The sequence below is a fragment of the Parabacteroides sp. genome, assembly GCF_977054455.1.
This window is the reverse complement of sequence record NZ_CDRTCT010000003.1, coordinates 43,303-58,400: the sequence shown is the minus strand read 5'-3', so window position 1 is coordinate 58,400 and position 15,098 is coordinate 43,303. Positions and strand designations below refer to the sequence as shown.

Annotated in this window: 13 protein-coding genes; 8 read left to right on the top strand and 5 right to left on the bottom strand. The window is 49.7% G+C overall.

Features of this window, described 5'->3' with window-relative positions:
- Positions 1-45 precede the first annotated feature (45 nt).
- The 7 genes from ACW6QF_RS02060 (at position 46) to ACW6QF_RS02030 (ending at position 6,954) form a co-directional block, all read left to right on the top strand.
- Positions 46-996 (top strand): PorP/SprF family type IX secretion system membrane protein, encoded by a 951-nt coding sequence (locus tag ACW6QF_RS02060; RefSeq protein ID WP_456086635.1) that lies wholly within the window; start codon positions 46-48, stop codon positions 994-996.
- Between the two features lie 3 nt (positions 997-999).
- A complete protein-coding gene (gene porK / locus ACW6QF_RS02055) occupies positions 1,000-2,427 on the top strand; it encodes a T9SS ring complex lipoprotein PorK/GldK (protein ID WP_456086634.1) in 1,428 nt (475 codons plus the stop codon).
- Positions 2,428-2,480: 53 nt separating this feature from the next.
- Positions 2,481-3,551, top strand: a complete 1,071-nt coding sequence (gene porL, locus ACW6QF_RS02050) for a type IX secretion system motor protein PorL/GldL (protein WP_456086633.1) — start codon at positions 2,481-2,483, stop codon at positions 3,549-3,551.
- Positions 3,552-3,557: 6 nt separating this feature from the next.
- On the top strand, positions 3,558-5,126 hold the full coding sequence (porM, locus tag ACW6QF_RS02045) for a type IX secretion system motor protein PorM/GldM (protein WP_298548625.1): 1,569 nt from the start codon (positions 3,558-3,560) through the stop codon (positions 5,124-5,126).
- Between the two features lie 47 nt (positions 5,127-5,173).
- Positions 5,174-6,265 (top strand): type IX secretion system ring subunit PorN/GldN, encoded by a 1,092-nt coding sequence (gene porN, locus ACW6QF_RS02040; protein WP_456086632.1) that lies wholly within the window; start codon positions 5,174-5,176, stop codon positions 6,263-6,265.
- A gap of 90 nt (positions 6,266-6,355) precedes the next feature.
- On the top strand, positions 6,356-6,652 hold the full coding sequence (locus ACW6QF_RS02035) for a hypothetical protein (RefSeq protein WP_456086631.1): 297 nt from the start codon (positions 6,356-6,358) through the stop codon (positions 6,650-6,652).
- A complete protein-coding gene (locus ACW6QF_RS02030) occupies positions 6,643-6,954 on the top strand; it encodes a type II toxin-antitoxin system RelE/ParE family toxin (RefSeq protein WP_456086630.1) in 312 nt (103 codons plus the stop codon). The genes ACW6QF_RS02035 and ACW6QF_RS02030 overlap by 10 nt, the downstream gene beginning before the upstream one ends.
- Before the next feature lie 90 nt (positions 6,955-7,044).
- Here ACW6QF_RS02030 and ACW6QF_RS02025 read toward each other — a convergent pair whose 3' ends face one another.
- Positions 7,045-9,702 carry a transglutaminase domain-containing protein gene (locus ACW6QF_RS02025; protein WP_456086629.1) on the bottom strand — a complete coding sequence of 886 codons (2,658 nt, stop codon included), beginning with the start codon at positions 9,700-9,702 and terminating at the stop codon, positions 7,045-7,047.
- A gap of 145 nt (positions 9,703-9,847) precedes the next feature.
- Between ACW6QF_RS02025 and ACW6QF_RS02020 the strand changes: the two genes are divergently transcribed.
- Positions 9,848-11,365 carry a potassium/proton antiporter gene (locus ACW6QF_RS02020; protein ID WP_298548635.1) on the top strand — a complete coding sequence of 506 codons (1,518 nt, stop codon included), beginning with the start codon at positions 9,848-9,850 and terminating at the stop codon, positions 11,363-11,365.
- Between the two features lie 11 nt (positions 11,366-11,376).
- Here ACW6QF_RS02020 and ACW6QF_RS02015 read toward each other — a convergent pair whose 3' ends face one another.
- From ACW6QF_RS02015 to dapB, 4 genes are read right to left on the bottom strand one after another with little or no spacing between them, the layout of a single operon-like run.
- Positions 11,377-12,012: a WbqC family protein gene (locus tag ACW6QF_RS02015; protein WP_456086628.1), complete on the bottom strand. Its 636-nt coding sequence runs from the start codon at positions 12,010-12,012 to the stop codon at positions 11,377-11,379.
- A complete protein-coding gene (gene lepB, locus ACW6QF_RS02010) occupies positions 12,012-12,902 on the bottom strand; it encodes a signal peptidase I (RefSeq protein WP_456086627.1) in 891 nt (296 codons plus the stop codon). Before lepB (ACW6QF_RS02010) ends, ACW6QF_RS02015 begins: the two co-directional genes overlap by 1 nt.
- 10 nt (positions 12,903-12,912) lie before the next feature.
- Complete coding sequence (gene lepB, locus ACW6QF_RS02005) at positions 12,913-14,310, bottom strand: signal peptidase I (protein ID WP_456086626.1); 1,398 nt, start codon at positions 14,308-14,310, stop codon at positions 12,913-12,915.
- Positions 14,311-14,326: 16 nt separating this feature from the next.
- A complete protein-coding gene (dapB, locus tag ACW6QF_RS02000) occupies positions 14,327-15,043 on the bottom strand; it encodes a 4-hydroxy-tetrahydrodipicolinate reductase (protein ID WP_456086625.1) in 717 nt (238 codons plus the stop codon).
- Positions 15,044-15,098: the final 55 nt, after the last annotated feature.

Here is a 15,098-nt window from a genome sequence, read left to right as displayed (position 1 = left end):
TTGCTTTTTATACAATTTATTCGGATTTATTCCGTTTCTTGATATATGAACAAATATCTCCTGCTTATTATCCTTTTGGTAACCGGCCTCACGGGAGCGCGGGCACAATACGACTCGCAGCTGAGCCAGTATTTCATGGCATTGGGTTATTATAATCCGGCGTATGCGGGTGTTGCGGGAGATTTGAATATGTTGGCGCTGTCCCGTTTGCAATATGTCGGGATCGACGGGGCGCCGACTTCCTTCTTCATCAATGCGGATATGCCGCTGAAGATCGGGAAAACCAATCATGGCGTCGGGCTGGTCGTCTTTACCGAAGGGATCGGGCTTTTCGTCAATACACATGTCAATTTGCAATATGCCTATAAGCAGAAACTGTTTGGCGGCACGCTCAGTATCGGAATGCAGTTCGGAGTGGTAAACCAGTCGTTCGACGGAGAAAAGGTCTTTTATCCGACCAGCCAGTTCCATCAACAGGAAGACCAGGCGATTCCACAGACGCAGGCAAGCGGAATGGGCTTCGACATGAATGCCGGACTTTACTATCAACGCAAGAATCTCTATGCCGGTTTGGGCGTCACGCACTTAAACAAGACAGAGATCTCATTGGACGATTATTCTTCCATGTATCTTGCCAGTACATATAATTTGATAGCCGGATACAATATTCAGTTTCGGAACCCGTTGTATGAATTACAGCCGTCTGTATTCTTGAAAACAGACATGCAGAGTTTTCAGGCGGACATAACGGCACGGCTGTTTTATAATAAGATGTTTAACGGAGGTTTTTCCTGGCGTGTGAATGAGTCGCTGATCCTGTTGTTAGGAGCCAAGATCGGGAGTTTCCAGGTAGGATATGCGTATGATTTTCCGATCTCTACCATACCCATCTTGAAAGCCACGAGTGGAAGCCACGAGCTGGTAGTGAGCTACAAGTTGAAGTTGAAAAAATCGAAGTCAGGAAAAAATAGACACAAAAGTGTACGTATATTATAGTATATGAAAAAAGTATTGTTAGTACTTGCGGCAGTAGCCCTGTTTACCTCATGTGGCAAAACCCTTTCCGGTGGCGGGGGCGAAGTGACGGGGGTACGCTCGGTTGCGTTTAACGAACCTGCCCCTTACGGGATGGTTCTGATCAAAAGAGGCTCATTCGAGATGGGACCCGCTGATAAGGATTCCTTGTGGGGGATCAATCCGGAAACGAAAGGCGTCTCTTTCGATGCTTTCTGGATGGACGAGACAGAGGTGACGAATGCCAAATACCGCCAGTTCGTGTATTGGGTGCGCGATTCCATTATCCGCGAACGCCTGGCCGATCCGGCTTATGGCGGCAACGACCTGTTTAAGATTACCGAAGACAAATATGGCGAACCGGTAACCCCGCATCTGGACTGGAGCCGCCCGATTCCCTGGAAACGCGCCAATGAAGACGAGATCCGGGCGATCGAAAGCGTCTATACCGTAAATCCGGTGACAGGCGAAAAGACGCTGGACCCGAAACAGATGGTCTATCGTTACGAATGGTACGACTATACGTCGGCAGCCCTTCGCAAACATAACCTGGATCCGGCAGCCCGCGTGCGTAACACCGATATCCAGGTCGATCCTAACGAAGTGATCATGATATCCAAAGATACGGCCTACATCACCGAGGAAGGCGAGATCGTGAACGAGACCATCACGCGCCGGCTTAGCGGGCCGTGGGATTTCCTTCATACCCGCATCGTGAATATCTATCCGGACGAAAGCTGCTGGGTGAACGACTTCAACAATGCCTATAACGAGCCCTATATGCGTATGTACTTCTCGCATCCGGGCTATGACGATTATCCTGTGGTAGGTGTTTCCTGGGAACAGGCGACCGCGTTCTGCGTATGGCGCACCAACCTTTTCAAGGAATCTCTGAACTTCCCCAGCGGACAGGCCATCGAGCCGTTCCGACTGCCGACCGAAGGCGAATGGGAATATGCGGCCCGTACAGGCAAGAACGAAAACAAATATCCGTGGGCCGGCGATGAACTGGTGAGCGGAAAAGGTTGCTTCTTAGGCAACTTCAAGCCGGGCAAGGGCAACTATACGGAAGACGGACACCTGATCACTTCACGTGTCGGTTCTTTCGCCCCGAACGAATTCGGCCTCTATGATATGGCCGGAAACGTGGCGGAATGGACATCGACCTCTTATTCCGAATCCGGACCGAGCCAGATGAGCGACATGAATCCGGACTTGCGCTATAATGCTGCGAAGGAAGACCCGTACGCCATGAAGAAGAAAGTCGTACGCGGCGGTTCCTGGAAAGACGTGGCGCAGTTTATCCGTTCGGATATGCGCACCTTCGAATACCAGAACGAAACCCGTTCATACATCGGTTTCCGTTGCGCCCGTACACAAATCGGTTTTTCGAGAGCAAAAGGTAAAAAATAACGCAGGGATAGGGTTCGCCCGTCCTCTCTAATTAACGAATATACATCATAGTTATGGGAAAATATAGAAGATATAAAAACAGAGTGGAAATGTACCTCGCCAGTGAAAAAGGCAAGCGGGTACTGAATTTCTGTTATAGCTGGGGTGCCTCCATCGTCATTATCGGTGCCTTGTTCAAATTGTTGCACTTGCCGTATGGTAACCAGATCCTGTTTGTGGCCATGACGGTCGAAGCATTGGTATTCTTTATCTCTGCATTTGAGAAACCGTTCAACGAATATCACTGGGAAGAAGTGTTCCCGGTCTTGAAATCGAAGAATCCGCTCGACCGTCCGGATTTCGCCAATACGCCTATGTCCAGCCTAGTCAATTCGCCGGAGAACACAGCCGACGATGAGGTCGCTGGCGGGTTGAACTTCAACTTAGGCGGCAAACAGGCTGCCGGATTGGGTAATCTCGGCCTGGATGTGAGCGAAGAAGATACGAAAAACCTTTCCGACAGTATCAAGAAACTGAGCGGTGCAGCCGAACAAATCTCCAAGATGGCGGAACTGACGGAAGCGACGCAGAAATATCTGGAACAACTTTCGGGCATGTCCGAGAATATGGAGCGTTTCAGCCAGGTGACCCATTCGCTGACCGACGTTTCCGACACGCTCTTGAACTCGTACAAGAGCATTACGGATAATTCCGATGGCATCAACCAGAATTCGCGCGGCTACGTGCAGCAGATGGAAATGCTGAACCGCAACATTTCGGGTTTGAACACGATCTACGAAATACAGTTGAAGAGCATCAGCTCGCAGATCGAATCGATCGAACATATCAACGGTGGCCTGAACCGCATTCGCGAAATGTACGACGGTTCCGTGGTCGACAGTTCCGTGTTCCGCAACGAAACGGAAAAGATGACACGCCAGCTGGCCGAATTGAACCAGGTCTACAGCCGCCTGTTGCAGGCCATGACAGTCAATATGGGGTATCAGCAACCTGCACAACCGCAGCAGCCTGTTTACCAACAGCAGCAACCGCAACCCGCACAGCCGCAGCATTACCAGCAGCCCTATCAGCAGCCCTACGGATATCAGCAGCAGGCTCCCTATACAAACAACCCAATGAAGTAACCGGATATGGCAGGAATAGCAAATAATCCCAATTCGCCCCGTCAGAAGATGATCAACCTGATGTATCTGGTGTTCATCGCCATGATGGCACTCAATGTGTCGTCGGAGGTACTTGACGGTTTCGAACTGGTGGAAGGCAGCTTGCGGACTTCTATCGATAATACCTCGACCCGTAATGAGATCGTTACGGAGGAATTGGAGGCTTATTATCAGACAAACCCTGAAAAAGTACGTGAATGGTACGAGAAGGGGAACAAGGTGAAGCAGGCCTCCGACAGCCTGTACAATTATGTGCAGGATCTGAAAGTGCGTATTGCGCAGATTGCCGACGGCAAGGATGCCGATGTCAACAACATCGATCATAAGGACGACCTCGAAGCGGCTTCCCGTGTGATGTTGTCTCCCGTTTCGGGCGAAGGCAAGAAATTACGCCAGAGCATCGAAAAATACCGGACGCTGATGGGCGAGATGGTGGAAGACTCGGCCAAGACGCGCATCATCGAAGCCAGCCTCTCGACGACACCGCCTCATAAGGCCGGTATCAATACCCGCACCTGGGAGGAAGCTCTGTTTGAAAGTATGCCGGTGGCGGCAGCCGTTACCTTGTTGACGAAATTGCAAAGCGATATCCGCTACGCCGAAGGTGAAGTGTTGTCGAACCTGCTGAGCAGTGTCGACATGCGCGACTATCGTGTGAACCAGATCACGGCACAGGTGATCCCGGAAAGCCAGATCGTCATGCGTGGCAGCCAGTACAAGGCCAATATCGTCCTATCGGCTGTCGACTCGACGAAACGTCCGACCGTTTATGTGAACGGCAAGGAATTGCCATACGATGCAAACGGCATGTTTACGGCTGTAGCCGGTACTCCGGGCACTTATCCGGTCAAAGGATATATAGAAATGCCGGGTAGCGACGGCAGCGTGATGCGCCGCGAGTTCGAAAGCGAGTATTTCGTGACGGAACCGAGTGCGACAGTAGCGCCAATGCTGATGAATGTGCTGTATGCCGGAATCGCCAACCCGATCCGTATTGCCGTGCCGGGTGTGCCGAGCGGTAACGTGACGGCGACCATGACAAACGGGACATTGGTCCGCAAAGGCGACCAGTGGGAAGCCCGTCCCGCTACGGTCGGAACAGACGCCATCGTTTCTGTCCATGCTAAAATGGCGGATGGACGTAGCGTCGAGATGGCGAAAACGACATTCCGCGTACGTGCCCTGCCCGACCCGATGCCTTTTATCGAATATAAAGATCAGAACGGTAATATGCGCAAGTTCCGTGGCGGCCAGTTCTCCAAACGCAATTTGGTGGAAGCCGACGGTATCCAGGCTGCTATCGACGACGACCTGCTGAACGTGCCGTTCAAGGTATTGAGTTTCGAACTGACTTTCTACGATTCGATGGGCAACATCATTCCGGAAGTCACGCAAGGCAACCAGTTCTCACAGCGCCAGAAAGATTATATCCGCCGTCTGGCAAGAGGCAAACGCTTCTACATCACCCATGTGAAAGTGTTAGGCCCGGACAACAAGGAACGTATCATTCCGACCGTCGAAGTAATCGTCAATTAACATAACGTAGGGACGAGGTCTGCTCGTCCCGTAATGTATAAAGATATATGAAACGTTTATATTACATAGCAACCCTCGCCATCGCCCTGTTCGCTTCCCACCCCATGCAGGCGCAGGAAGAGGCCGGCAATACAGAGCAGCAGCAACAAAGACGTCGTGGTCCCGTATCGAGCCGTGGCGCCCGTGAAGAAGATAAAAAAGAGAACGGCATGCCCGAACTGACCGTCCGTGCCCAAGATATGAACGAGCGGATGACGCAGCATATCGGCAATGCCCGCTGGATGCGTGTCATCTACCGCCAGATCGACCTAACGAAAGAACAGAATGCTCCTCTCTATTATCCTACCCAACCGATGAACGGACAGATGAACCTGTTCTCGATCATCTTCCAGCTGGTATGCGAGGGCAAGCTGTCCGCTTATGAATATCTGGACGGTTACGAGGATTTCAGCGACAACCGCAAGCTCGACTTGAAAGTCATGCTGGATCGCTGCCGCATCTTCTATGAAAAGACGCCGGGCAAAGACAACGAGCCCGCCGGTTTTGTCGTGAACGAAAGCGATATTCCTTCCGGCGATGTCCGCTCCTATTATATAAAGGAAGCCTGGTATTTCGACCAGAACAACTCCGTATTCGATGTCAAGACACTGGCAATCTGCCCGATCCTGACGATCGTGGACGATATGGGACAGAACACCATGCCGATGTTCTGGATCCCTTATGAAAACCTGCGTCCCTATATCAATACCGCCTACATCATGACGTCCAACATCAACAACGCCATGACCTTCACGCTCGACGACTATTTCCGTCGCCGGATGTTCGAGGGCGATATCTTCAAGACGCAGAACCTGATGAACCAGCCTCTTCAAGCCTACTGCCCGACACCCGATTCAATGAAACGCGAACAGGAACGTATCGAGAACCAATTGGCCACGTTCGAGAAATCCCTCTATCTGCAACCGGATACAGCCCAGTTGGCAGCTGACACAAAAGGCAAGAAATCCAAAAGTGCAACCGTCTCCGCCCGTGGTAAAAAGACGGAAGCCGTAAAAGAAAACAAACAGAAAGAGGCCAAAGTCAAGGCTCCGAAAGCCCAGAAAAGCTCCCCGGTCCGCAGCGTACGCCGCCGTCGGTAGTGGAGAATAGGCCTATAAATAAGATAAGGAACAATAAATTCGTTATCTTTGTCTCGGATAGAGATAATTAAACAAGAAAGGAACAATCCTATGACAGCGCGCGAACTGAAATACATGTATATCGAAGAAGCTATGAGCATCCTCGATAACGAAGAATTGATGGAAAAAGTTCTCAAAGCCATTCGTCGTTGCAAGAAAGCCATAAAAGTTGTACAGAAGGAAGAGGAGGACTTCATTTCGGGTGGCGTTCCTGCCCTCCAATTTACAAGGGAGGAACTAATCGCCGAACTCCGGGAGTCGGAAGAAGATTACAAGGCAGGGCGTTTTCGTTCCAGTGAGGAGGTATTTCGAAGCCTGGAGGAAAAATATCCCTTCTTATGCGAGTAGTCTGGAATAGAAAAGCTGAACGGCATCTGGAGCAGCTTGTCGTTTATGGAATAGAAACGTTTGGCAAGGAAGCCGGCAAACGTATATTCCGGCAAATTAAGGATAATGATGCAAGATTGGCTGCTAATCCGTATTTAGGGAAAAAAGAACCAATGTTCGAAGGGTTACTGATGGTTTATAGGAGTTTAGTCGTGCATAAGCATTATAAACTGTTCTATTACATCGAAGCAGATACCATCTACATTGCCGCCCTCTTCGATACCCGCAGAGACCCGGCCTCACTGCCTGATCATCTGAAATAACTCTCCATCGCTACGATCCCTTTATTCCCTCCTTCCCCTCTTACAGGATATACCTGCCAGAAGAAAGGAGGGAAAATATGAGACTAGTTTTTATAATTTATGTATCACCTTCATCAACTGGTCTCCCAAGCCGATCGTGTAGCCTTGTGAAACGAAAACGACGCGGTTGAAAGTGTCGGCGATAATGAAGATGGGAAGTGTATTGGCATTCTGTAACTTCATAGCCGCGGCAATTTCTTTCTGGATCGTTTTATCGATATCTATACCGTAGGTGATTGTACTTGGCAACTCTCCGAACTCTTTCGGATCGAAGTTCTGAAAACCCTTTTCATCGGGAAACAGCAAGACCATGCCGCGGCCCCATTCTTCGAGGTCCTTCTTTACGGCGGCGATGTCACGCATGGCGTGGTTGGTCGGTTCCTGGCGTTCCCCAAGGATGGCAACGATGTAATAGCCGCGTCCGGTAGTAGCCAACAGACTTGTTTCTTCGCCGTTATCGGCCCGTTTGAACTTGTTTTCGGAGTTGAAATTGCCGATTACCTGCACATCATCTTCGCTTTCACGCATTTCCAGTTTGATATTGCTTGTCTTGCCGGGTTCCACATTGAAGAAGGATATTTCAGCCAGTACGCTGCCGTTCGCCATACGTGTACCGGTTACCAGCATATAATGGCCTTCATCCATCGGAAGCGGCTTTTTCAACAAAGCGCTCCAAGTGTCGCCACCGCCCATGTCGACATCGCCCGACTCGAAGTTAAGCGTCTGTAGCTTGCCGGTCGGCAATACTTTGGCAATTGTGAAATGACTGTAGTATTTCGGATCCTGCAACGCCTTGATCGGTAGGTAGGAGGCAATGACTTTGCCTTGCTTGGCAACCATCTGCTCGGCGGCTTCGAAATCCACATCCACCCAGTTCAAGCCTTTCGCATATTGCACTTTTCCCGCCACCGGTTCGATTCGTGCCGGAATGCCTAAGCTACGACATATGGCAACAAAGAATATGTTGCGGGAACCTTTGTCGGCCACGCGCGATTTCCATACGCCCATCGGCATAATCGGAATGCGTTGCGGATTCAGGCTATCATTGATACTGATATTTTCCTTCACCCAGTCAACAATTAATTGCGGATCGGCTTTAGCCTTCTTCACCAATACCGGATCGACGCTGGCGGCGAAGAACTTCCTGTAAGGTGTCAGGAATTCGTTTGCCACACGCGGATTGAGGATATATTCGGTGAACAGGGAACTTTGTACCGCTTGGGCATTGTTCAGATGGTCCGCCAATACGGAAGCCGGCGTATCGCGCAAATCCTTAGCGGAGATGACATTCAACAAGTCCATCGCCATCGGGCGTTTGTCGGCGGGCGTATCGCGAAGGAACTGCTCGATCTCACGCCAGTTTCCCCGGCTGCCGATCATGAAATCGGCTGTTTTCAGCGGGTCGATACCTAATTCTTTGGCAAGCTCTTTCGCCTTCTCTTCCGTATAAAAAGTAGCGACATATTTATTACGGATCACGTCTTCTTCATGGAGGCGCTTGGCGTTGGCCTCTTTCTGTTCATCCGTCACTTCGGCGGCAATGGAGCCGTCTACCGGAGGAATGACGTCGAGTGTGACGGTTTCGATGTCGCCAGGTTTCTTGTCGAGGGTGATCGTGACATTGTTGTCTTTGCCGAACGACACCTTGCCGTATCCGAACTTGCCGTCTTTGGTCGCCCATACCAGCATGTCGCCTTTACCGGCGGAAAGGAAAGCCTTCCCTTCGGCATCCGTTTTCTTATTGGCTACGGAGTAGAACTCGGCGTAGTTGTATATCTTGAACTCGACATCGGCTCCGGCTGCCGGCCGGCCGTTTTCATCCACAACGGTGATCGTCGCTTTGGCGGTCGGGGCATAATTGTCGATCACGTTGATCTCGGTATAGCCGTCGGTTACGTCCATGACCTCTTCCGGTCCGTTATATTTGCCGAATACTTTCGTGTGCATCAACATACCGCGATAAGCCGGTCCGTTGAACCAGCCCAAGTTGAGTACCGGTTCCGGTTCGCAAGCTCCGAGGAAATACCATTTGCCGTTTACCCAGGCTTCCACCCAGGCATGGTTGTCGTCGGTATGCGCCCAACGCGGCGTATAGACCTGGCGAGCCGGTATGCCGACCGAACGGAGGGCGGCTACGGTAAACGTCGACTCTTCGCCACAACGCCCGTAAGCAGTTTTCACAGATGCCAACGGAGAGCTTGTCCGGGCGTCGGAAGGCGTATAGATCACTTTCTCGTGACACCAATGGTTTACTTCCAACACGGCGTCATAGAGGGAAAGGCCTTTCACCCGGTCTTTCAACTCTTCATAAAAGACCATACGACTCTCGTCCAGATTTTCATTGTTGACACGTACGGGAAGAACAAAATGGCGGAAGATGTCTTCCGGTATGCTGTCTCCCCAAGGCATTTCCACCCGTGCGCGGAACGAGCTGCGGATATTGTCGAGATACAATTGCCCGTCATAATCCGTGATATCCCCGATCGGCATATAGGCATACAAGAAAGTCAGCGCCTCCTTTTCGTCGGGCGTCATCTTTTGGTTAAAGACTGAAAAAAGGTCTCCATCCGGCAGAGCAGCCTGCTTTGCCCGGAAATCCTTCTCCACTTCGGCGCGAAACGTGTCGTCCGAAATGAAATGTTGCTGTCTATTGCATGAAGTTCCCGCGAGGAGAACGAACAATAGTAGGAATAGATTTGTTTTAATCATAGCGTTAATTTTATCAGCACAAATATACGGAATATATTTATTAGTCAGTAGATAACCCTGTCTTTTAAGTGTTAAGCTGTTGTGCATATCGTTATTTTTTCTTTACTTTGAAGTGACAAATTATAGAGTAAACCGTTAGTAGCCTATGTTCCACGAATTACAAATCTTCGAGAATCCGGAAGCAATCCTGTTGGTTGCTTCGATTATTTTTTTCTTCAGTATTATTGCCGGTAAAGCCGGTTTCCGTTTCGGCCTTCCCGCCTTGCTTCTTTTTTTAGGGGTCGGAATGCTGTTCGGTAGCGACGGCTTGGGCATTCAGTTCAGCAATCCCAGCGCGGCACAATTTATAGGTATGTTGGCGTTGAGTATCATCCTGTTTTCGGGTGGTATGGATACGAAAATGTCCGAGATCAAACCGATAGCCACGGAAGGGGTTGTCCTTGCGACAATAGGCGTCTTGCTGACGACTCTTATAACAGGAGGTTTTATCTATTATGTGTTTTTGTGGTCTACAGGTTATGAAACACTTACGGTAGCAGAATCTATGCTGATGGCGGCGGTGATGTCGTCTACGGACTCTGCCTCCGTCTTTTCCATCCTTAGAAGCAAAGGCGTTTATCTGAAACAACGCCTGCGTCCGACCCTCGAACTGGAAAGCGGTAGCAACGACCCGATGGCGTATATGCTTACCTTGCTGATTATCGCCTATATACAAGTCGGAGGCATGAATCTCCAGGAAGCAGTCCTGCAATTGGTCATCCAATTGTCGGTCGGTGCGATTGCCGGTTTCCTGTTGGGCAAGCTTGCCGTCTTGATGATCAATAAGATCAATATGGATAATGAATCGCTATACCCGATCTTGTTGTTGACAACCGCCTTTTTCACCTTCTCGGCTACGACCTTATGCAAGGGGAATGGTTATCTGGCCGTATATATCGCCGGCCTGGTCGTAGGGAATGCCAAGATTGTACATAAAAAGAGCATGGGGACATTCTTCGATGGTTTTGCCTGGTTGTGGCAGATCGTGATGTTCCTTACGTTAGGCCTGTTAGTGAACCCGCACGAGTTGCTGCCTGTCGCTCCGGTCGGCCTGTTGGTGGGAGTATTTATGATACTGATAGCGCGTCCGGCAACGATTTTCCTGTGCTTGCTTCCGTTTAAGAACTTTACGACAAAAGGAAAGCTATATATATCGTGGGTGGGACTTCGAGGAGCAGTTCCGATCATCTTCGCGACCTATCCCTGGATTGCCGGGGTCGATCACGGAGGCATGATCTTCAATATCGTGTTTTTCATTACGATCCTTTCCCTATTGATACAGGGAACAACCGTAACGCAAGCAGCCAAATGGCTCGGACTTGTCGACGAGCCGGAACGGAAAGACGTGTTCGGTATCGAATTGCCGGAAGATATCAAGAGTGCCATGAGTGAAATAGACATCACTCCGGCTGTCCTTTCTCACGGAAACAAGCTGATGCAACTCACCTTGCCCGACCATACACTTGCCGTCATGGTGAAACGCGACGGGCATTATTTCATTCCGAAAGGCAATACGGAACTGAAAGAAAACGACAAGCTCCTGATGATTTCCGATAACGATGAAGCCCTGTTACAGGCATACGATTCGTTAGGGGTGAAAGATTATACGATGAAAAAGAACTGACATAACCTCGATCAGGGCTGTTCCGGTGCCACAATGGAATCTTTCAGCACCAACAGCCCTTCCGGTCCCATATTGAACAGTAAATCCACAATACTCATATTCGGAAGGAATCCGTGCTTGTCCTGAAACACCTGGTAATAAGGTTTCGGAGAGAAGGACGGATCCTCTCCTTCATGTTTCGGACGGATGATCTCGCGGAAATCGTTCGGAACTTCAGACTGGTACTCTTCGGTATAAATAACATGCGGATGCAAGTCGAGCAGGCGGCAGATCAACCGGCGCAGTTCCTCATTGTAATCGAATAGGAACTCATACTTCTTCTCGTAAAAAGGAGCGAAATCCTCTTCGTAATATTCGAAAAACGGACTCATATTATAAGCCGAGACCAAAGCGTTCCAATGCAGGTGACGCCAGTTCCCATGATCGGAGATACGGATGTCTTTGGTCGGGCACTTCAAAGTTTCCGGCTTTACAATGGGGACGGACAAGGCTAACGGGCCGTTGGCAGCCGCAATGGTACAACGGTTCCGGTAGGTTTGCTTCAGGTAGTTTTCAGCTGTTTCGAGGCGCACTTCCGGATATTGGAACAATTTGCAATACTGCTGGACAGGGCCCAGATAGGTTGTAGAGATATAGACAGGTTGCATCAGTTTACGGGTTTAAAAATTCGTTGTTTGTCACGGCTGAACCAGCAGAACCAGGCATTCCCGATGATACGGTCACGCGGGATAAAGCCCAGGTGGCGGGAATCGACCGATTCGTTTACGTTGTCGGAGAGCATCCAGTAATAATCCTGTTCAAAGAAGAAAAACGTAGTTTCCCTTCCGTCTAAATATAGTTTTCCATCGCGGAAAGCTGCCTTTTCTCCGGCCTCGGCCAGTATCGCTTCCTTGCAGGCGGTAAGGGCGGCTTCATCCAGGCGGTATGCCCGGCCTTTACGGGGGACGACCAGCTTGTACGGGGCGGCTTGGTTCCGGATGAAATGAATGTTCATCTCTTCCGTCAGTTCTTCACGCAATTGATATTCTTCGAAGGTAGTCAGGGAGAAAGAAAAGCCGAATGTCTCGTTCTTCCAGTTCCGTACCGGTATATTCAGCTTTTGCAAGACTTTCAAGAAGTCGTCAGCTCCTTTCTGAGTGATGAAATAGGTATTGAGCGAGCGCGGGGAGTGGGGCAACAGTTTCCCGTTCACCTCATATCCGTCATTGCTTACAAGGATCGTGTCGCCCGGCATTCCGATGTAACGGCTCAGAAACAAGGGGCTGCTCGCCGTGTCTTTCAGAAGCGGACTGGTAAACAACACGACTTTGTTCCGTCCCGGATTCCCATCGAGCGGTAATTTATTCACTAAGATATAATCGCCTTGGTGCAACGCCTCCTCCATCGCATTCGTCGAGATCCGGTAAGATTCGATACAGAAACGGCGGACAGGTATAACAATGAGAAAGGCGATAACGATCGTTACCACCCACCCCACGTAAGAGCGACCTTCACGGCCGCCCGTCCCGTTCATATTATCATTCACCTTTTCCCCCATAGCGATTTGCTTAGTCAGGATGCACCCAGCGGAACATACGGTTCCAGCGGATACCGCCGTCGAACAGGCTACGATCCTTGTCCAATGAGAGCCAGATCATGATCGGCTTGCCTACGACATGGTCTTCCGGCACGAAGCCCCAGGAACGGCTGTCGGCACTGTTGTGGCGGTTGTCACCCATCATCCAGTAATAATCGTATTTGAACGTATAGGTCGTTTCCGGTTTGCTGTTGATGTAGACCTTGCCATCCTTCACTTCCAGCTTATTATGTTCGTAATTGACGATACAACGTTTATAAAGAGCGATATTGCGCTCCGTCAGCGGGATCGTGGCTCCTTTCTTCGGAATCCATAGCGGTCCGTAATTGTCACGGCTCCAGCCGGTCTGGTAATCTACCGGATAATAGGAATCGGCCCCTACGGGATCCGGTTCGAGAACCACACGTTTCACGACCGGAAGTTTTTTAGCCACCTCCAATGTCTTTTGAGTCAGCGGGAAATGGTAAACCGGGTTATACTGCCCGTTGGCGTTCGGCTGGATGTTCAACATAGACATATATTGGGGGTTATAGCTCCCGTCGATCAACACACGGTCGGCTTTGCTGACATCCAACAAACGGAACTGCTCTTCACTCAACATGGAACCGTCCGTCTCGACGAAATAGTTAAATTGCATTTTTTCCGGATTCTTGGCGGCAACGCCATTGATATAGACCTGATTGTTCCGGATTTCAATCGTATCGCCCGGCATACCGATACACCGTTTGACATAATTCTCGCGTTTATCGACAGGACGGTAGATCACATCACCGAAATCCGCTTTATTCAACAGGATAGCTTCCCGTCCGTATTGTTCTACCAAGTGGTAATAATCCGGGTTCTGCACCTTCAGTGCAACCGTATCGCCGGCAGGAAAGTTGAACACGACGATATCATTCCGTTTTACATGACCGAAGCCTTTCACCCGTTTGTAGTCCCACTCCGGCCAGTCCAGATACGACTTACAGTTGAAGAACGGCAATGTGTTTTGTACCAGCGGGAAAGCGACCGGCGTGTTCGGCACGCGCGGTCCATAACTTAGCTTGCTGACAAACAGATAGTCGCCCACTAACAAGGATTTCTCCAGGGATGAACTGGGAATCTGATAGTTCTGGAAAATAAAGATATTGATGAAATAGACGGCAACCAGTGCAAACAAGATATCATCCACCCATTCCAACACATTGCGCACCTGCGGGTTCTTGGTGCGTTTCCAGGCTCCCCAGGGGATATACCCGGTCAGGAAAATATCGACAAGGACGATCAGGCCCAACAACAACCAGGCATTCTGCATCCAAAGCGTGAAAAGCAGGTAGAGAACGGCTGCTATGCTGAATTTAATCCATTGTTTCTTGGAAAACTTCTTCATTTGTTTCTGTTATTAATTAGAATTTAAGCATATCGTCCATTCCGAGGAAACCTTTCTTTCCGGCGGTAAATTCGGCGGCAATAACGGCACCCAAAGCAAATCCGGCACGGCTCTTCGCATCGTGCTTGATACTGATCGTATCGACATCCGACTCGTAAGTGATTTCGTGGATACCCGGAACTTCTCCTTCGCGAATGGCATGGATAGGAATATCGGTTGCTTTCTCAGCCGTTTCCAAAGTCCAGCGGTCCTTACGGTCCACGTTTTCAAGGATTCCTTCCGCCAGTGTGATAGCGGTTCCGCTGGGAGCGTCCAATTTATGGATATGATGGGTTTCCATCATTTTAATATCGTAGGCGGGGAAATTATCCATAATCTTTGCCAGGTATTTGTTGAGGGCGAAGAATATGTTCACACCGATACTGAAGTTGGAAGCGTAGAAAAAGGTTTTACCTTCTTTTTCGCACATCTCTCTGACCTGTCCGATCTTGTCGAGCCAGCCTGTCGTACCGGAAACAACCGGAACGCCAGCAGCAAAACATTGCATATAATTGTCGAATGCTGTTGCAGGAGTCGTAAACTCGATCGCGACGTCAGCACTTTTGAAATTGTCGGAGTGTATTTCCTCGGGGTTATTGATATCTACGACAGACACGATCTGGTGTCCTCTGCCAAGTGCTATCTGTTCGATAGTTTTTCCCATCTTTCCGTAACCGATAAGTGCAATCTTCATACTTATATATTTAACTTTCAATTTTAAACTTTCAACTTTCAACTGATAACGTGCT